This window comes from Pseudomonas sp. Leaf58 (assembly GCF_003627215.1).
Classification (GTDB): Bacteria; Pseudomonadota; Gammaproteobacteria; order Pseudomonadales; family Pseudomonadaceae; genus Aquipseudomonas.
Genome location: NZ_CP032677.1, coordinates 5,129,853 through 5,147,269 on the forward strand (window position 1 = coordinate 5,129,853; position 17,417 = coordinate 5,147,269).

General features: G+C 63.2%; 15 protein-coding genes. 5 read left to right on the forward strand and 10 right to left on the reverse strand.

Annotated elements, in window-relative coordinates; translation table 11 throughout:
• Nucleotides 1-14 precede the first annotated feature (14 nt).
• Nucleotides 15-869 carry a LysR family transcriptional regulator gene (locus DV532_RS23760; protein ID WP_056794296.1) on the reverse strand — a complete coding sequence of 285 codons (855 nt, stop codon included), beginning with the start codon at nucleotides 867-869 and terminating at the stop codon, nucleotides 15-17.
• 107 nt (nucleotides 870-976) lie between these two features.
• Here DV532_RS23760 and DV532_RS23765 point away from each other — a divergent pair, with 107 nt between their 5' ends.
• Nucleotides 977-1,645, forward strand: a complete 669-nt coding sequence (locus DV532_RS23765) for an FMN-dependent NADH-azoreductase (protein WP_082476729.1) — start codon at nucleotides 977-979, stop codon at nucleotides 1,643-1,645.
• A 9-nt stretch (nucleotides 1,646-1,654) separates the two neighbouring features.
• On the opposite strand, the gene DV532_RS23770 is transcribed toward DV532_RS23765, so the two are convergent.
• On the reverse strand, nucleotides 1,655-2,710 hold the full coding sequence (locus DV532_RS23770) for a phosphorylcholine phosphatase (RefSeq protein ID WP_056794295.1): 1,056 nt from the start codon (nucleotides 2,708-2,710) through the stop codon (nucleotides 1,655-1,657).
• A gap of 244 nt (nucleotides 2,711-2,954) precedes the next feature.
• Between DV532_RS23770 and DV532_RS23775 the strand changes: the two genes are divergently transcribed.
• The gene (locus DV532_RS23775; RefSeq protein ID WP_056794293.1) at nucleotides 2,955-4,346 is read left to right on the forward strand and encodes an L-cystine transporter; all 1,392 of its coding nucleotides are present in this window, start codon (nucleotides 2,955-2,957) and stop codon (nucleotides 4,344-4,346) included.
• A gap of 55 nt (nucleotides 4,347-4,401) precedes the next feature.
• Here the strand turns inward: DV532_RS23775 and DV532_RS23780 are convergent, their stop codons facing one another.
• The gene (locus DV532_RS23780) at nucleotides 4,402-4,917 is read right to left on the reverse strand and encodes a dihydrofolate reductase (RefSeq protein ID WP_056794291.1); all 516 of its coding nucleotides are present in this window, start codon (nucleotides 4,915-4,917) and stop codon (nucleotides 4,402-4,404) included.
• A 54-nt stretch (nucleotides 4,918-4,971) separates the two neighbouring features.
• Between DV532_RS23780 and DV532_RS23785 the strand changes: the two genes are divergently transcribed.
• A complete protein-coding gene (locus DV532_RS23785) occupies nucleotides 4,972-6,363 on the forward strand; it encodes a DUF2868 domain-containing protein (RefSeq protein WP_056794289.1) in 1,392 nt (463 codons plus the stop codon).
• Entirely contained in the window at nucleotides 6,356-7,720 is a 1,365-nt protein-coding gene (locus DV532_RS23790; RefSeq protein ID WP_056794287.1) for a GTPase/DUF3482 domain-containing protein, read from the forward strand. Before DV532_RS23785 ends, DV532_RS23790 begins: the two co-directional genes overlap by 8 nt.
• Before the next feature lie 98 nt (nucleotides 7,721-7,818).
• Here the strand turns inward: DV532_RS23790 and DV532_RS23795 are convergent, their stop codons facing one another.
• The 5 genes from DV532_RS23795 to DV532_RS23820 form a co-directional block, all read right to left on the reverse strand.
• A complete protein-coding gene (locus DV532_RS23795) occupies nucleotides 7,819-8,853 on the reverse strand; it encodes a putative 2-aminoethylphosphonate ABC transporter substrate-binding protein (protein WP_056794285.1) in 1,035 nt (344 codons plus the stop codon).
• A gap of 18 nt (nucleotides 8,854-8,871) precedes the next feature.
• Nucleotides 8,872-10,596: a putative 2-aminoethylphosphonate ABC transporter permease subunit gene (locus tag DV532_RS23800; protein ID WP_056794283.1), complete on the reverse strand. Its 1,725-nt coding sequence runs from the start codon at nucleotides 10,594-10,596 to the stop codon at nucleotides 8,872-8,874.
• 1 nt (nucleotide 10,597) lies between these two features.
• Nucleotides 10,598-11,656 carry a putative 2-aminoethylphosphonate ABC transporter ATP-binding protein gene (locus tag DV532_RS23805; protein WP_056794281.1) on the reverse strand — a complete coding sequence of 353 codons (1,059 nt, stop codon included), beginning with the start codon at nucleotides 11,654-11,656 and terminating at the stop codon, nucleotides 10,598-10,600.
• A 206-nt stretch (nucleotides 11,657-11,862) separates the two neighbouring features.
• Nucleotides 11,863-12,732: a LysR family transcriptional regulator gene (locus tag DV532_RS23815; RefSeq protein ID WP_056794279.1), complete on the reverse strand. Its 870-nt coding sequence runs from the start codon at nucleotides 12,730-12,732 to the stop codon at nucleotides 11,863-11,865.
• Between the two features lie 9 nt (nucleotides 12,733-12,741).
• Complete coding sequence (locus DV532_RS23820; RefSeq protein WP_056794277.1) at nucleotides 12,742-14,955, reverse strand: heavy metal translocating P-type ATPase; 2,214 nt, start codon at nucleotides 14,953-14,955, stop codon at nucleotides 12,742-12,744.
• An 83-nt stretch (nucleotides 14,956-15,038) separates the two neighbouring features.
• Between DV532_RS23820 and cadR the strand changes: the two genes are divergently transcribed.
• Nucleotides 15,039-15,482, forward strand: coding sequence for a cadmium resistance transcriptional regulator CadR (gene cadR, locus DV532_RS23825; protein ID WP_056794275.1), 444 nt, complete (start codon nucleotides 15,039-15,041; stop codon nucleotides 15,480-15,482).
• Nucleotides 15,483-15,574: 92 nt separating this feature from the next.
• Here the strand turns inward: cadR and DV532_RS23830 are convergent, their stop codons facing one another.
• Both DV532_RS23830 and lgt read right to left on the reverse strand, forming a co-directional pair.
• A complete protein-coding gene (locus DV532_RS23830; protein WP_056794273.1) occupies nucleotides 15,575-16,546 on the reverse strand; it encodes a thymidylate synthase in 972 nt (323 codons plus the stop codon).
• 47 nt (nucleotides 16,547-16,593) lie between these two features.
• On the reverse strand, nucleotides 16,594-17,403 hold the full coding sequence (lgt, locus tag DV532_RS23835) for a prolipoprotein diacylglyceryl transferase (protein WP_056794271.1): 810 nt from the start codon (nucleotides 17,401-17,403) through the stop codon (nucleotides 16,594-16,596).
• Nucleotides 17,404-17,417: the final 14 nt, after the last annotated feature.

Here is a 17,417-nt window from a genome sequence, read left to right on the forward strand (position 1 = left end):
GGAAAAATGCCGAGTCAAAGCTCCCCCCGCGAAGCACATTGACGCAGTTGCGTCAGCAGCAGCGCAACTGAGCGCTTCGGCTTCGCTGTTGACGTCAAGATGAACTGCGCTTGAGGAAGGGCTGGCAGCGTTGGTACTTCCTGTAAACCTGCAGCCAGTGCGGTTGACCGGGTGACTGGCGTTATACCAAGCCCGCCTTTGACGGCGGTTATCAGCCCTCCGGCACTTGGGCTCTGGCAAACGATCCGCCACTGCCGCCCCGCACGCGCCAGGGCTTCGATGGCGGCAGCACGGTAGGGGCATTGCTCGGAAAACACCGCCAAGGGTATTGGGGTAGTTGCGTCATCGGTGGCCAGGGCAACCGGCCCTCTCGCCCAGATCAACGGCTCGGACCAAAGCAATTCGCCACGCTCTTCATCGCCGCAGCGGCTCCCCAACACGATATCGAGCCCACCCGAATACAGAAGCGCAAGCAGCTCGCCGGTCAGGCCGACTTTCAGGGAAATCTCTACATCGGGGTGTGCCACCGAGAATCGACGCAGGCAGTCGATGATGGGTGCTTTCACCATCTCCTCGCTCAACCCCACCAATACCATGCCTGAAACTCGACGGCCTGCCCCAAGGCTCGCGCGAGCATCATCATGCAGCGCCAAGATAGTGCGGGCATAGCCGGCCAGGCGGGCGCCTGCTGGCGTCAGGCTGACCGAACGGGTGGTACGTTCCAGCAGTTTGTGCCCAGCTTCACTCTCCAGCCGCTTGATGTGAGCGCTGATTGCCGACTGCGTAAGGTGCAGCCTTTGCGCAGCGCGCGTGAAACCACCGCTGTCGGCAACCGCCAGCAAGCTACGCAAAAGCACCGTATCGAACACAGATTAATCACCTATCTCACTTAATAGGCCGAGCATACGTCATTTCTAAAAATATGAATTCTGAATCAAACTTTGCACTGAACACCTGTACTGCAAAGGAGAAGCCCATGGTTGAACGTATCTTGTATGTTTGCGCCTCACCGAGAGGCGAGCGGTCCGTTTCCACTCAACTTGCCGAAGCGTTCCTGACAGCGCTGGCCGAGCGCAGAACCGTGGAGATTGATCGCCTTGATCCTTGGGAATGTGAGCTTCCCGAACTAGAGGGTGCTTTGCTCGCGGCAAAGTACGCAGGGCTTGCCGATGCCCCACTTTCAACCGCCCAGGCGGCGGCATGGGCGCAGATCAAGGCGCTCGCTGAACGGTTCCACCAGGCCGATACCTTGGTTTTCAGCGCGCCGCTGTGGAATTTCGGTATTCCGTACAAGCTCAAGCATCTGATTGACGCCATTTCGCACAAAGGCGTTTTGTTCACCTTCGATGAGCAAGGGTTGAATGGCATGCTAGGCGGACGTCGAGCGGTTGCGATCTACACCCGCGGGCTCGGTTATGGCGCTGACTCACAGACACCCGACCACGCTTTTGGCCTGGAAAAACCCTTCATGGATACCTGGTTTCGCTTCGTCGGGATAAACCAGGTGCACAGTGTCGTGGTCGAACGGACGCTTGGCCCTGCGGGGGCCGACGCCCGTGCAACTGCCATCGAAGCAGTAACCTTGCTGGCGCAGAACATTGATCAGGATGCGGCCCGTACTATCATTGTGGGCCGCAACGGCTGATAAGCCCGGTTACTGAATCTGCTCCGGCGTCACGATCACCCAGTTTTTGTCCGCCGTCACCGGCAAGCCTTCCTTGGCTTGCGCCGCCGCATTTTTGGCAATCATCCCGTTCAGCTGGTCCATGTACTTGGCCTTGCGGTTTATCCACAGGTGGATGCCGCCCTTGTCCACATCCACACCATGGAACTGCATGTAGCCGTCGCTGGTCGGCGTATCGCCGCCCACCAGCACCGGCTTCTTCCATTCATCGATGTAGGTCAGGATCGCCGCCTGCTTGCCCGCCATCCAGGTGGCCGGGGTCCACAGGTAGGGGGTCAGTTCCAGCCCCTGATTGGCCTTGGCATCGTAGTGCCCGGCACTGATCTGCTTGCGCGCGGTGGTTAGCTGACCGCTGGTACGGTCCTTGAGCAGCAGGCTCACGCCAATCACATTCTGCGGTTTCACGTTGTAGCCGTACTTGGGGTCCGAGGCGACCATGCGCACCAGCTCCTCGGAGGCAGCTGAAATCACGTAGACCTCGATACCGTTTTCCATCAGCTTGTTGTACAGCTCGGCCTGGCCCTTGAAGACCTTGGGCGGCTGCACCTCGATAGCCTTGACCTGGTCGCCTTCGTAATAGGTGCTGGGGATCGGCGTGCTGGAGGCCATCAACTCATCCACCTGCACCTTCAGCTCCTGCAGGGTAAAGCCGGAGAACACCTGGGCCACCCACGGGTAGCAGACCATGTCGTCGACTTCGCACAGCCTATAGTAGTAACTGAACAGGCTTTCCTTGTGCTCGGCGGTGTCTTTGAACGGCATCAGCTTCAACGACGGGTCAAGCTTGTCGCGGCTTAGCAGGCCCTTGTTTTCCATGAACGGCAGCAAGGCTTCTTCAAGGTCATAGCGGTAGCTGGTGTTGTCCATGTCGAACACCGCGTAGTTACCTTTGTTGGCATTGGCGGCGATCATGCTATCGAGCTGTTTGGCGGCTTCGGTGGGCCAGTGCTTAAGCTCGGTGGCGAAGGTTTCGATACTGAACAACAGGGACAGACCGATGACGGCGGCTTTCGCAGCGACTTTCATGTACGAATCTCCTGAAATGACCCAGAAACGCTAGTGCAACAACCCCTTCCGGCAGCCCTCTATAGCGACCTCCATGCAGCTGCAAACGCCGCGTTCATTGCAATTTGCGACACGCCGTTATTCCATAAACGACTATGTAAATTCCATTTGGGTATAAATTCGTTTGTTTTCAGGCTGTTAGCATTTCCGTTCGCAATCGCTCACAGAGGCGATGCCTCTTCTGCTTTTTTCTGCTGGAGCTTCAATGAACCTGCCGCTGTCCCTTAACCTGCTGGCGTTCCTGGCCCTGTTGCTGGGCCTGGCACAAACCCGCCACACCGACTGGAGCCTGGCCAAGAAAGTATTGCTGGGCCTGGTGCTGGGCGTGGTCTTCGGCCTGGCCCTGCACACAATCTACGGTGCCGGCCACCCCGTGCTCAAAGCCACCATCGCCTGGCTCGACCTGGTCGGCAACGGCTATGTCGGCCTGTTGCAGATGATCGTCATGCCGCTGATCTTCGCCTCGATCCTCAGTGCCGTGGCGCGCCTGCACAATGCCTCGTCGCTGGGCCGCATCAGCGTGCTGAGCATCGGCACCCTGCTGCTGACCACCGCCATTGCCGCGCTGATCGGCATCGTGTTGACCAACCTGTTCGGCCTCAGCGCTGAAGGCCTGGTGGCCGGCGCCCAGGAAAGCGCACGCATGCAGGTTATCCACAGCGACTACGCCGGCAAGGTGGCCGACCTCAACCTCCCGCAGTTGCTGCTGTCGTTCATCCCCAGCAACCCGGTGGGTGACCTGGCGCGGGCCAAGCCGACCTCGATCATCAGCGTGGTGATCTTTGCCGTGTTCGTCGGCCTGGCTGCGTTGCAGTTGATCAAGGACGATGCCGAGAAAGGCCAACGCGCGCTGTCGGCCATCGACACCCTGCAGGCCTGGGTGATGCGCTTGGTGCGGGTGGTGATGAAGTTGACCCCGTACGGCGTACTGGCGCTGATGACCAAGGTGGTAGCCAGCTCGAACATGGAAGACATCCTCAAGCTGGGCAGCTTCGTGGTGGTGTCGTACCTGGGCCTGGCGCTGATGTTCGTGGTACACGGCCTGATCCTCGCCGCCACCGGCGTGAACCCGCTGCGCTTCTTCCGCAAGGTGTGGCCGGTGCTGACCTTCGCCTTTACCAGCCGCTCCAGCGCCGCCAGCATTCCCCTGAACATCGAAGCACAAACGCGCCGCCTAGGCGTGCCGCAGTCGATTGCCAGCTTTAGTGCATCGTTTGGCACCACCATCGGCCAAAACGGCTGCGCCGGGCTCTATCCCGCCATGTTGGCGGTAATGGTGGCACCGGCGGTGGGCATCGATACCTTCGACCCACTGTGGGTCGCCACCCTGGTGGCGATTGTTACCCTTAGCTCGGCAGGGGTTGCCGGCGTAGGTGGCGGTGCGACCTTCGCAGCGCTGATCGTGCTGCCGGCGATGGGCTTGCCGGTCGAGCTGGTGGCGTTGCTGATTTCGGTGGAACCGCTGATCGACATGGGCCGTACGGCGTTGAACGTGAACGGTTCGATGACGGCAGGGGTGGTGACCAGCCAGTTGCTGAAAGAGACCGACAAGGATGTGCTGGCCGGCGATGAACATGCCGAATTGAGTCATTCCTGACAGATTGCCGGGGGCGCGTTGCGCCCCTATCGCCGGCAAAGCAGCCCCAGCAATCTCACACCTTGTCCCAAACCTCGAAGTGATAGCAGGGCTTACCTTCCTCGACCTGTGCCTCGCTCGAAACCAGCCGCCACAGCCCTCGGTCAAACTCAGGAAACCACGCATCCCCTTCCGGCGCCAATTCCACCCGCGTCAGGTACATCCGGCTAACCAGCCCCTTCTCCAGCGCCTGCCCATACAGCTGCGCCCCGCCAATCAGCATCAACTCATCGACACCCTGCTCACGTGCCCATTGCTCGGCCCGCACCAGCGCGTCTTCCAGCGAGCCGAACACCTCGGCCCCCGCCAGTTGCAGCCCTGCCTGCCGGCTGACCACGATGTTCAACCGCCCAGGCAACGGCCGCCCCAGCGAATCCCAGGTCTTGCGCCCCATGATGATCGGCTTGCCCAGGGTAGTGGCCTTGAAGTACTTGAAGTCCCCCGGCAGGTGCCAGGGCATGGAATTGTCGATGCCGATCACGCGGTTCTCGGCGTGAGCCGCGATCAGGCTAAGGGGGAGTGATGTATTCATGCCGGCGAGGATAGCACCGGGCGTGTGGGTTATGCTTCTGCCCTGACCTGTGCAATGGCAGACCTTGTGACCGCACCCACTTCACTGGACAAGCGCTGGCTCACCGAAGCGATACGCCTGCGCGAAGAACATGCCGGCCCCCTGGAAGACCAGGAAGCCAACCGCCGCGCCCGCCAGGCAGGTGGTGACCTGGCGACGCGCCTGGAAACCCGCGCGCTGTTCCTGGCCGAACGCGACGGTATCAGCACCGCCCTGCGCCATTGGAAGCAGGGCGCCCGCTTGGCGCTGCTGGCCTTGCTGCTGCTGGCTGTGCTCAGCGGTGCGGGGCTGGCACTGGCCGCCTTGGGTGACGGGCAGCGCCCAGTGAATGTGTTCTGGGCTTTAGGCAGCCTGCTTGGGCTGAACCTGCTGATGCTGCTGGGCTGGGCCATCGGTTTTGCCCTGAGCGGCGAGCATGGCGCCGGGCTGGGCCGTGTGTGGCTGTGGCTGAGCGAACGCTTTGCCCGCGACGCCAAGGCCATGCACTTGGCGCCAGCGCTGCTGGTGCTGCTGCAACGCCAACGGCTCAACCGCTGGCTGCTCGGCCTGCTGGTGCACGGCCTGTGGCTGCTGGCGATGGTGACTGCGCTGGGGATGCTACTGGCCTTGTTGGCGACCCGGCGCTATGGCTTTGTCTGGGAAACCACCCTGCTCGCCGCCGACCCGTTCATCCACCTCACCCAGGCCCTTGGGGCGCTGCCTGCGTTGCTGGGCTTCGCGGTACCCGACGAGGCCATGATCCGCGCCAGCGGCGACAGCCTGCCGGCCCTGGACTTGGCGCGCCAGGCCTGGGCCAGCTGGCTGCTCGGCGTGGTGCTGGTGTATGGCCTGCTGCCGCGCCTACTGCTGGCCGGTTTGTGCCTGTGGCGCTGGCGCCAGGGCCGGCAACGCCTGGCGCTGGACCTGAACCTGCCCGGTTACGCACAACTGCGTGACGCGCTGATGCCACGCAGTGAGCGTATCGGCGTGCAGGATGCCGCGCCCGAAGCCTTGCCGCAGTTTGCCGCTGGCCAGCTGGAAAGCGGCAGCAGCGGTGCCCTGCTGGTCGGCCTGGAGCTGGACGACCAGCGCCCTTGGCCACCGGCCCTACCCAAAAGCGTGACCGATGCTGGCGTGCTCGACAGCCGCGAATCACGCAACCGGTTACTTGAGCAACTCAGCCGCTTCCCCCCGGCACGCCTGGCAATCGCCTGCGACCCGCGGCGCTCGCCCGACCGTGGCAGCCTGGCACTGCTCGCAGAACTGGCGCGCAACGCTGGCGCAACCCGTATTTGGCTACTCCAGGCCGCCCCAGGCCAAGCCCTGGACGCCCAGCGCCTGGGCGACTGGCACGAAGCCCTCGACCGCCTTGGCCTGCCGCATGCCGATACCTCGCCACTGAACTGGCTGGAGCATGGCCATGACTGAGCCGCTGAAACTGGCCGTGGTCGGCCACACCAACGTCGGCAAGACTTCGCTGCTGCGCACCCTTACCCGCGACGTCGGCTTTGGCGAAGTCTCCCATCGCCCCAGCACCACGCGCCATGTGGAAGGGGCACGCTTGTCGGTGGACGGCGAACCCCTGCTGGAGCTGTATGACACCCCTGGCCTGGAAGATGCCATTGCCCTGCTCGACTACCTCGAACGCCTGGAGCGCCCGGGCGAGCGCCTGGACGGCCCGGCCCGTCTGCAGCGTTTTCTGCAAGGCAGCGAAGCGCGCCAGCGTTTCGAGCAAGAGGCTAAGGTGCTGCGTCAGTTGCTGGCCAGCAATGCCGGCCTGTATGTGATCGACGCCCGCGAGCCGGTGCTGGCCAAATACCGCGACGAACTGGAAGTGCTGGCCAGCTGTGGCAAGCCGCTGCTGCCGGTGCTCAACTTCGTTGCCAGCCACCAGCACCGCGAGCCGCAATGGCGTGAAGCCCTTGCCCGGCTTGGCCTTCACGCGTTAGTACGGTTCGACAGCGTGGCCCCGCCAGAGGATGGCGAGCGCCGTTTGTACGAGAGCCTGGCCCTGCTGCTGGAGGACGCACGCCCAGCCTTGCAACGGCTGATCGACGACCAGCAAGCACAGCGCCTGGCGCGCCAGCACAGCGGCAAACGCCTGATCGCCGAGCTGCTGCTGGACTGCGCCGCTTGCCGGCGCAGCGTCGAGGCCGAACCGGCTGCCGAGGCCCGGGCCATCGAGGCATTGCGCCAGGAGGTGCGCCAGCGCGAACAGCGCTGTGTCGAAGCCTTGCTCAAGCTGTATGCCTTCCGCCGCGAGGATGCGCATGCCAGTGACCTGCCGTTGCTGGATGGCCGCTGGGGTGATGACCTGTTCAACCCCGAGACGTTGAAGCTGCTCGGGGTGCGCCTGGGCAGCGGTGTAGCTGCGGGTGCTGCGGCCGGTGCCGGGGTCGATTTGCTGGTGGGTGGCCTTACCCTCGGTGCGGCAGCGCTGGCCGGGGCAATTGCCGGTGGCGCGCTGCAGACGGCGCGCAACTATGGGTCGCGGTTGATGGGCAAGCTCAAGGGCAAGCGTGAGCTGACCGTGGACGACACGGTATTGCGCTTACTGGCCTTGCGTCAGCAGCAGTTGATGGTGGCGCTGGATAACCGTGGGCATGCGGCGCAGGACAGTATTCGTCTGGGTGAACTGGATGAGAAAGCTTGGCGCGAGGGCAAGTTGCCTGAGGCGCTGGTGAAGGCGCGGGCGCATCCGCAGTGGTCCACCCTGAATCCTGGGGCAAAGCTGAACCAGGCTGAGCGGCAGGAACAGCTGGAGGCGCTGGTTTCACAGTTTTGAGTGGGCAGGACTGGCCTTTTCGCGGGTGAACCCGCTCCTACAACAGGCGATGCAGGGCGTTGTAGGAGCGGGTTCACCCGCGAAGAGGCCGGGGCAGGTTACTGCTGGGCCACCTTCTCCGACTTGCCGTCGTAGCGCTTGCGCCACTCGGCCAGGATCTGGTCACGGTTCTTCGAGGCCCAGGCAAAGTCGTTGTTGATCAGGCGCTGTTCATAGTCCGCCGGCAGCTCGGTCTGCGGCTTGGCAATGCCCGGCGCGGCCAGCACGGCGAAGTTCTCCTTGTACAGTTCCATGGCCGCCGGGCTGGCCGAAAAATCAGCCAGGCGCTTGGCCGCATCCGCCTTGGGCGAACCCTTGATCACGGCAGTCGCCTCGATCTCCCAGCCCAGGCCTTCCTTCGGCAGCACGATGTCCAGCGGCGCGCCCTGGCGCTTGAGCTGCACGGCCGGGTACTCGAACGAGATACCGATCGGGAACTCGCCCGCCGCCGCCAGCTTGCACGGTTTGGAACCAGAGTGAACGTATTGGCCGATGTTCTGGTGCAACGCGTCCATGTAGGCCCAGCCCTGCGGCTCGCCAAAGGTCTGCAACCAGGCGCTGACATCCAGGAAGCCAGTACCGGACGAAGCCGGGTTCGGCATGACAATCTTGCCCTTGTACTCGGGCTTGGTCAGGTCCTGCCAGCTCACCGGCTTGCTCAGGCCCTGCTTCTCGGCCTCGATAGTATTGAAGCAGAGGGTCGCGGCCCACACGTCCATGCCAACCCAAGCTGGCGGGTTGGCGGCGTCTCGGTAGTTGGCGGCAATCTTGCCCAGGTCCTTCGGCGCATAGGCTTCGAGCATGCCGTTCTGGTCGAGGATAGCCAGGCTGGAAGCCGCCAGACCCCACACGGCGTCGGCTTGCGGGCGGTCTTTTTCGGCCAGCAGCTTGGCGGTGATGATGCCGGTGGAATCACGCACCCACTTGATTTCGATGTCTGGGTTGGCCTTCTCGAAGGCCTCCTTGTAGCGCTTCAGCTGCTCGGCTTCCAAGGCAGTGTAAACCGTCAGCGGGGTACCAGCGGCCGCAGCCTGCAGGCTGAACACGGCGGAAACGGCGGAAACGGCAACGGCGAGTGCAAGGTGCTTGTACATGGGTAGGTTCCTTACAGGTCAGACGGTCGCGGCGCGTTGGCGCCAGGCTTGGGAGCGGCGCAGCAGGCCGCGTGAGGCTGCGGCCAGCAGCAGTGAAGCGCCGGCACTGGTCAGCAGGATCAGGGTGGACATGGCAGCGGCTCCGCCGACGTTGCCGGCATCGTCCATGTTCAGCACGGCGACAGCAGCCAGGATGGTGTCAGGGCTGTACAGGAAGATCGCCGCTGACACGGTGGTCATCGCCGAGACGAACAGGTAGCGGATGATGTCCAGCAGCGCCGGTAGGCAGATCGGCACGGTCACCCGCAGGAAGTGCATGTACAGCGGCGCCTTCAGCGACAGCGCGGCAGCCTCGAACTCGCCGTCCAGCTGGCGCAGCGCGGTGGTCGCGGTCATCTGCGCGGTGGTCAGGTAATGAGCGATGGTGCACACCACCAACAGCCCCATGCCGCCATACAACACATGCAGCGGGTTGCCGTTGAGGTTGAAGAAGAACACGTAGCCCAGGCCAAGCACCAGGCCAGGCACAGCCATGGGGATGAAGCTGAGCAGACGCAATGCCTGGTTGAGCAGGCGATGGCCCTGGGTTTTCTCCATCAGGTAAGCGCCGGTGAAGATCACGACGCTGCCGATCAGCGCGGTGCCAATGGCCATGGTCACGCTGTTGCGGTAGGCCAACCAACCGCCCCCGGCGGTGTCCTCGAACAGGTAGTGGCGCAGCGACACCGACAAGTTGTAGGGCCAGAAGGTAATCAGCGACGAGTAAACCGCCATGCCAATTACCAGCAGCAACGCCGCGCACACCAGCAGCACGATGACCAGGAAACAGGCATCCCGGCCCCGTGATGGCTTGGGCTCGAACACTTGCGCACGGCCGCTCATAGTCTCGCCCTGGCGCCGGCGCAGCCAGGCATCGACGGTAAAGCTGAACAAGGCCGGCAGCAGCAGCACCATACCGATCAGGGCGCCACGGCCAAACTGTTGCTGACCAACCACTGCCTTGTAGGCTTCCAGTGCCAGCACCTGATAGTCGCCGCCGACCACGACCGGTACACCGAAATCGGTGATGGTCAGGGTAAACACCAGGCAGAATGCTGCGAATACAGCCTGGCGCGTGGCCGGCCAGGTGATGCTGGTGAACGCCCGCCATGAGCCAGCGCCCATGCTGGACGCTGCATCGAACAGCCGGGCATCAGCCAGCGACAGCGCCGACAGCAGGATCATCAGCGCATGCGGGAAGGTGTAGATGGCCTCGCCCAGCACGATGCCCCAGAAGCCGTAGATGTTGTCGCTGAGCAATCCACGTAGCAGCCCCTGGTTGCCGAACAGGTAGACCAGGGCGATGGCTGGCAGCATCGACGGCGCCAGCAGCGGCAGCAGGGAAATCCCCCGCCACAGGCCTTTGGCCGGGATCAGCGTGCGTTGCAGGGCATAAGCGAACAGGTAGGCCAGTGGGACCACCATGACTGCAACCGTGATGGCCACCGACAGGCTGTTGCCCAGCAACCAGTGGAAGTTGGCGCTGGCGAACAGTTCGCGGGCCGCCAACAGGCCGCCACCCTGGCCCGCCTCAGCGCTGAAGCCGCGCCAGAAGATCGCCAGCAGCGGCATCAACACTGCCAGCACCAGAAGGATCAGCAGCAGGCTCTTGCCGCCGACGACGAACAACCGGTCACCCAGGGCAACACCAGCACGCGGCGCGGCTTTGGCTTGGCTCAACGGCAGGGGCATTGGCGCGGCCATCTTAGGCGAACACCTGCAGACTCTGCGGCGGCAGTGCCACCCAGATGTCCTGCGCGCCCAGGCGCGGCATGGCCTCGGGGGCCAGCTCAGCCAGCAGTGCATGGCCTGGCAAGGCTTTGAGCTCGAAGCTCATACGGCAGCGATTACCGAGGAAGGTGATTTCGCGGACCCTGGCCGGGAACAGGTTTTCTTCGTGCATCGCCGGGTTGACCGTGATTGCCTCCGGGCGGCAGAACAGCCGGCCACTGCGGCCCATGGCCGAGCCCGGCGCCAGGCGCATGCTCATGGCGCCGACCTGGGCATGGCTGTCACTGCTGCGCTGGAACGGCAGCCAGTTGCCTTGGCCAACGAACTCGGCGACGAATGGCGTGGCTGGCTGGTCGTAGATATCCCGCGGGGTGGCGTACTGCTCGACCTGGCCGTTATTCATCACCGCAATGCGGTCGGCCATCAGCATGGCCTCGTCCTGGTTGTGGGTCACCATCAACGTGGTGATACCCAGCTGGCGCTGCAACTGGCGCAGTTCGGTGCACAGGTGTTCGCGCACCCGGGCATCGAGGGCCGACATCGGCTCATCGAGCAGCAACAGCGAAGGCGACGGTGCCAGTGCGCGGGCCAGGGCCACCCGCTGCTGTTGGCCGCCGGAGAGCTGGCCGGGGTATTTTTTCTCGCTGCCAGTCAGGCCCACCAGGTCAAGCATTTCGGCCACCCGCTGGCGGGCCTGCTCACGGCCAGTGCCGGTTAGGCCGTAGGCGATATTGGCTTCGACGGTGAGATTGGGAAACAGCGCGTAGGACTGGAACAGGATGCCGTAGTCACGGGCCTGCGGCGGCAGCTCGGAGATATCGCGCTGGCCGATGTACAGCGTGCCACGGTCCTGGCGCTCCAAGCCGGCTATGCAGCGCAGCAACGTGGTCTTGCCACAGCCAGATGGGCCGAGCAGGCACACCAGTTCGCCGGCGGCGATGTCCAGTGAGACATCGTTAAGCGCCGTAAAGGCGCCGAAGCGCTTGTGGATATTGCGCACTTTCATCTGTGCGCCGGGGGCGGTGTGGTTCATGGCAGGGCCTCATCGAAGAGATGGGGCCATGCTAGGAAGGCTGTGCGAAGGTACTGTGGCTTTAAGGCAAAAGCGGGTGATAGTGGTATAGGCAGATTTTGTAATGCCTATGGTGGCCTCTTCGCGGGTAAACCCGCGCCTACAACGGGCTGCGTGTACGCAGAACGTGTAGGCGCGGGCTTGCCCGCGAAGAAGCCAACGCAACGTTAGAAGTGCGAACCCGCCACCTCTTGCGCCACCCCAAGGAAGGCCGCCGGCAACCGGGCCTGGCGCCGCTCCTTCAGGCAATACAGGTACTCATGCATCACCGGCGCATGCTCCAACGCCAGCACCCGCAGTTCGGGGTTGTGCGGCACCTCGTGCCGGGCAATTACGCTGATGCCAATGTTGCGCAGCACCGCTTCGCGGATCGACTCGCGGCTGCCAATTTCCAGCAACGCCCCAGCCTTCACCCCGGCCTCCTGCATCATTTGCTCGGTCAGCTTGCGCGTGGTTGAGCCCTTCTCGCGCATCAGTAGGCAATGCCCAGCCACGACGTCGATCGATACCGCCTGGCGATGGGCCAACGGGTGGTTGCGGTGCACGGCCACCACCAACGGGTCGGCCCCCAGCACCCGCCGCACCAAGCGTGCATCTTCCAGCAACTGCGATGAAGCGGCGAGATCCACGCGGTAGTCCTCGAGCATCTCCAGCACCTGCTGCGAGTTGCCGATCTCCACCGCCACTTCCACCTGCGGCAGGCGCTCACGGTAGACCTTCACCAGGTCGAGGATGTAGTAAGGCGCCGTGGCCGCAATGCGCAAGCTGCCCTGGGCCTGACCGCTGTTGCGCAGCTCGAACTCGATGTCCGCTTCCTGTTGCAACAGCGCCTTGACCATCGGTAGCAGGCGCACGCCCTCTTCACTCAATACCAGGCGCCGCCCGCCACGGTAGAACAGCTCCACCGCGTACTGGCTTTCCAGGTTGCGAATCTGCGTGGTCACCGTGGGCTGGCTGAGCCCGAGCTTCTTCGCCGCCAAGGTGATGCTGCCCAGGCGGGCCACCATGTAGAAGGCTTTCAGCTCCGAACTCAGCATGCACGTCCTTTATTTGCGCAACAGGCGCAAGCCGTTGAACACCACCAGCAGGCTTACACCCATGTCGGCGAACACCGCCATCCACATGGTGGCCATGCCCGCAAAGGTGATCGCCAGGAATATCGCTTTGATGCCCAAGGCCAGAACGATGTTCTGCATGAGGATCGCCGCACTTTGGCGCGACAGCCTGACGAAGGCCGGGATTTTTCGCAAGTCATCGTCCATCAGCGCTACATCGGCGGTCTCGATGGCCGTGTCGGTACCGGCCGCCGCCATGGCAAAGCCAATCTCGGCACGGGCCAGTGCCGGGGCATCGTTGATGCCATCACCGACCATACCCACCCGATGGCCCTGGGCGTACAGGGCTTCGATGCTGTTGAGCTTGTCGGCAGGCAGCAGGTTGCCTTCGGCGCGGTCAATACCCACCACCGCGGCGATGGCCTGGGCTGTATGTGGATTGTCACCCGTCAGCATGACAGTCTTGATACCTAACTCATGCAGCTCGGCGATGGCCTGGCGGCTGCTGTCCTTGACTGTGTCGGCCACGGCGAACAGCGCCAAGGGGCCAGAGCGGTCAAGCAGCAATACCACCGTCTTACCCTGACGCTCCAGCGCATCCAACTGGGCCTCCAACGCCGGCGAGCACAGCCCCAGCTCCTCGACCAAACGGTGGTTGCCCAAGTGGTAGACCTCGCCCTCAACGGTGCCGCGCACACCTCGCCCGGCCAGGGCCGTGAAGTCGTCGACCTCGCTCAAGGCCAGGCCTTGCGCCTTGCCAAATTGGGCAATCGCCCGCGAAACCGGGTGGTCCGAACGCTCGCCCAGGCTGGCAGCCAGGGCTTGCGCGCGCCCCTCGAACAGCGGCTGCAGTACCTTGGCGTCGGTCTGCACCGGCTTGCCATGGGTGATGGTGCCGGTCTTGTCCAACGCCAGGAAGTCCAGCTGGCGGCCGCCTTCCAGGTACACGCCGCCCTTGATCAGGATGCCTTTGCGCGCAGCGGCGGCCAGGCCGCTGACAATGGTTACCGGGGTCGAGATCACCAGGGCGCAGGGGCAGGCCACCACCAGCAGCACGAGGGCCCGGTAGACCCAATCGAACCAGGCGCCGGCCATGAACAGTGGCGGTATCACCGCCACGGCCAGGGCAATGGCGAACACCACCGGGGTGTAGATGCGTGCGAAGTGGTCGACGAAACGCTGGGTAGGCGCCCGCGCGCCTTGCGCTTCCTCGACGGCCTTGATGATCCGCGCCAGGGTCGATTGCCCGGCAGCCGCAGTGACGCGAAACTCCAGCGCCCCCGCCTGGTTGATGGTACCGGCAAACAACTTGTCGCCTACCGCTTTCTCCACAGGCAGGCTTTCGCCGGTGATCGGCGCCTGATCGACGCTGGACTGCCCACTGGTCACTTCACCGTCCAAGCCAATGCGCTCACCGGGGCGTACCCGCACCAAGGCACCGATGGCCACCTCGCGCACGTCTGTATCACGCCACTGGCCATCGGCCTGGCGCACGGTTGCCATGTCTGGGGTGAGCTGCATCAGGCCGCCGATGGCATTGCGCGCACGGTCCAGCGAGCGGGCTTCGATCAGTTCGGCGACGGTGAACAGCACCATCACCATGGCCGCTTCCGGCCACTGGCCGATCAGCACGGCGCCGGTCACGGCAATGCTCATCAGCGCGTTGATGTTGAGGTTGCGGTTTTTCAGGGCAATCCAACCCTTCTTGTAGGTACCTAAGCCACAACCGAGGATTGCTGCCAGCGCCAGCGCCGCCACCAGCCATTCCGGGGCCAACCCGGCAAAGTGCACGATTTCGGCCGCGATCGCTGCAAAACCGGACAGTGCCAGTGGCCACCAACGGGGCTGGGTTGGTGGTGGCACGCTGGCCGTGCCGTCGTCTTCAGCGCCAAGCGGCTCGGCTTTCATGCCCAGGCTGCCAATAGCCTGCTCGATCTCCGCAGTACCGCCCAGGGTGTGGCGCACGCCGAGCACGCGGTTGATCAGGTTGAACTCCAGCTGCTCGATACCGGCCAGCTTGCCCAGCTTGTCCTGGATCAGGGTCTGCTCAGTGGGGCAGTCCATGGCGTCGATGCGGAAACGGCTGAACTGGGCGTGGCTGCTGGCCTTCTCGCTCAGTTGCACCAATGCGGGCGCAGTGGCACTGCCACAGCAGCTGTGGCCGTGGTCATCGTGCTTATGTTCGTGGCTGACAGGCTGGTACATGGGGTCATCCTTAATTTGAGCCTGTTGCCAAGTGAACACCCTGTAGCCACTATAGGGTCAAGCCACTTGTTGGAGATTGCGTGATGAAAATCGGAGAACTGGCCAAAGCCACCGACTGCGCCGTGGAAACCATCCGTTACTACGAGCGTGAACAGCTGTTGCCGCAGCCGGCGCGCAGCGAGGGCAACTACCGGCTGTACACCCAGGCCCATGTCGAGCGGCTGACCTTCATCCGCAACTGCCGCACCTTGGACATGACCCTGGACGAAATCCGTAGCCTGCTACGCCTGCGCGACAGCCCAGATGACTCATGCGGCAGCGTTAATGCGCTGATCGACGAGCATATCGAGCATGTGCAGGCGCGGATTGATGGGTTGATGGCGTTGCAACAACAGCTAGTGGAGCTGCGGCAACGTTGCAATGCGCAAGGGGCGGAGTGCGCGATCTTGCAGCAACTGGAGACGAATGGGGCGGTATCGGTGCCGGAAACCGAGCATTCACATGTGGGGCGAAGCCACGGGCACTAAGCCCCAAGCATGCGAGGCGCTCCCACAGTCAGCGCATTCCCTGTAGGAGCGGGTTCACCCGCAAATAGGCCAGATCAGGCAATAAAGAACAGTCACACCGCCATCGGCGCTGTCATCGGCGCATGGTGCTCATACCCTTCCAGCCAGAAATCACTCGGCTCGATCTTCTCCAGCCACTCCGGCTCGTACTTGCCCGTCTCGGCAAACGCCGGCACGCGGTCACTGATCACCAGCTTCGGCGCTTCCAGCGGCTCACGCTTGAGCTGCTCGTTGAGCATGTCCAGGTGGTTTTCATACACATGGGCATCGCCGATGAAGTAGGTGAACCAGCGCGGGGTGTAGCCGGTCAGGCGGCCGAACAGCGACAACAGCGCCGCGCCTTCGGTGAGGTTGAACGGCGTGCCCAGGCCCAGGTCGTTGGAGCGGATATAGAGGGTCAGGGAAATTTCCCTGGTCTCTACATTCGGGTGGAACTGGTACAGCAGGTGGCAAGGCGGCAGGGCCATTTCGTCCAGCTGGGCGCAGTTCCAGCCGTGGAACAGGATACGGCGGCTGCCCGGATCGTTGGCGATGGTGTCCAGGCACTGGCGCACCTGGTCGATGGCCTTGTACAGGATGACGAAGGCGACACCGTCTTCCTCGTCCTGGGCGATACGGCGGAAGCCCGCTTTTTCGGCCATTTCGATGGCCGCCGGGTTGCTCAGCGGGACGCGCTTGTAGCCCGGCCACTGGCGCCACTGCACGCCGTAAATTTCGCCCAGGTCGTCATGGCCCTGGCGGAACGGGTTGGCCAGCCACTGGGCGTTTTCGTTGGCGTTCTGGTCCCAGACCTTGCAGCCCAGCTCGCGGAATTCACCGGCGTTCTTCACGCCACGCAGGAAACCGACCATTTCACCGATCGCCGACTTGAACGCCAGCTTGCGCGTGGTGATGGCCGGAAAGCCCTTCTGCAAGTCGAAACGCAGCATGGCGCCTGGCAGGCTGATGGTGCGGATGCCGGTGCGGTTGCCCTGCAGCGTGCCGTTGTCGATAACGTCGCGGACCAGGTCTAAATACTGTTTCATGGCTTACCTGTAACAAGAACGGCAGGGGATCACCCCTGCCGTGGAAATCAAACTGCGGCTTTGGCCGTCGGTTTACGGTTGTAGGCCAACCAGATCAGGAAAATGCCGCCGACGATCATCGGCACACACAGCAACTGACCCATGGTCAACCAGCCGAAGGCAATGTAGCCGAGCTGGGCGTCGGGCACGCGCACGAATTCCACGATGAAGCGGAAAATGCCGTAGAACAGCGCGAACATACCGGAAACGGCCATGGTCGGGCGCGGCTTGCGCGAGTACAGCCAAAGGATGAGGAATAATGCCACACCTTCAAGGGCGAATTGGTACAGCTGCGACGGGTGACGCGGCAGCTGCGCCGGGTCGCTGAACGGCGGGAAGACCATCGCCCATGGCACGTCGGTGGCCTTGCCCCACAACTCGGCATTGATGAAGTTGCCGATGCGCCCTGCGCCCAGGCCAATCGGTACCAGCGGGGCGACGAAGTCCATCAATTCAAAGAACGACTTGTTATTGCGCTTGCCGAACCACAAGGCCGCCAACATCACGCCGATGAAGCCGCCATGGAACGACATGCCACCCTTCCACACCTCGAAGATCAGCGTCGGGTTGGCCAGGTAGGCGTGCAGGTCGTAGAACAACACATAACCCAGGCGCCCGCCGACAATTACCCCCATCGACAACCAGAACACCAGGTCGGAGAGCTTTTCGCGGCTCCAAGTAGGGTCGAAGCGGTTCAGCCGGCGCGAGGCCAGCAGCCAGGCGCCGCCGATGCCGATCAGGTACATCAGGCCGTACCAATGGATTTTCAGCGGCCCGATGGCCACGGCCACGGGGTCTATCTGCGGGTAAGGCAGCATGGAACTTCCTCTCG

Bases quoted from the DNA above. Each gene is read 5' to 3' on its own strand.
- DV532_RS23765 (WP_082476729.1), top strand. From the start codon at position 977: ATGGTTGAACGTATCTTGTATGTTTGCGCCTCACCGAGAGGCGAGCGG.
- DV532_RS23770 (WP_056794295.1), bottom strand. From the start codon at position 2,710: ATGAAAGTCGCTGCGAAAGCCGCCGTCATCGGTCTGTCCCTGTTGTTC.
- DV532_RS23775 (WP_056794293.1), top strand. From the start codon at position 2,955: ATGAACCTGCCGCTGTCCCTTAACCTGCTGGCGTTCCTGGCCCTGTTG.
- DV532_RS23780 (WP_056794291.1), bottom strand. From the start codon at position 4,917: ATGAATACATCACTCCCCCTTAGCCTGATCGCGGCTCACGCCGAGAAC.
- DV532_RS23785 (WP_056794289.1), top strand. From the start codon at position 4,972: ATGGCAGACCTTGTGACCGCACCCACTTCACTGGACAAGCGCTGGCTC.
- DV532_RS23790 (WP_056794287.1), top strand. From the start codon at position 6,356: ATGACTGAGCCGCTGAAACTGGCCGTGGTCGGCCACACCAACGTCGGC.
- DV532_RS23795 (WP_056794285.1), bottom strand. From the start codon at position 8,853: ATGTACAAGCACCTTGCACTCGCCGTTGCCGTTTCCGCCGTTTCCGCC.
- DV532_RS23800 (WP_056794283.1), bottom strand. From the start codon at position 10,596: ATGGCCGCGCCAATGCCCCTGCCGTTGAGCCAAGCCAAAGCCGCGCCG.
- DV532_RS23805 (WP_056794281.1), bottom strand. From the start codon at position 11,656: ATGAACCACACCGCCCCCGGCGCACAGATGAAAGTGCGCAATATCCAC.
- DV532_RS23815 (WP_056794279.1), bottom strand. From the start codon at position 12,732: ATGCTGAGTTCGGAGCTGAAAGCCTTCTACATGGTGGCCCGCCTGGGC.
- DV532_RS23820 (WP_056794277.1), bottom strand. From the start codon at position 14,955: ATGTACCAGCCTGTCAGCCACGAACATAAGCACGATGACCACGGCCAC.
- cadR (WP_056794275.1), top strand. From the start codon at position 15,039: ATGAAAATCGGAGAACTGGCCAAAGCCACCGACTGCGCCGTGGAAACC.
- DV532_RS23830 (WP_056794273.1), bottom strand. From the start codon at position 16,546: ATGAAACAGTATTTAGACCTGGTCCGCGACGTTATCGACAACGGCACG.
- lgt (WP_056794271.1), bottom strand. From the start codon at position 17,403: ATGCTGCCTTACCCGCAGATAGACCCCGTGGCCGTGGCCATCGGGCCG.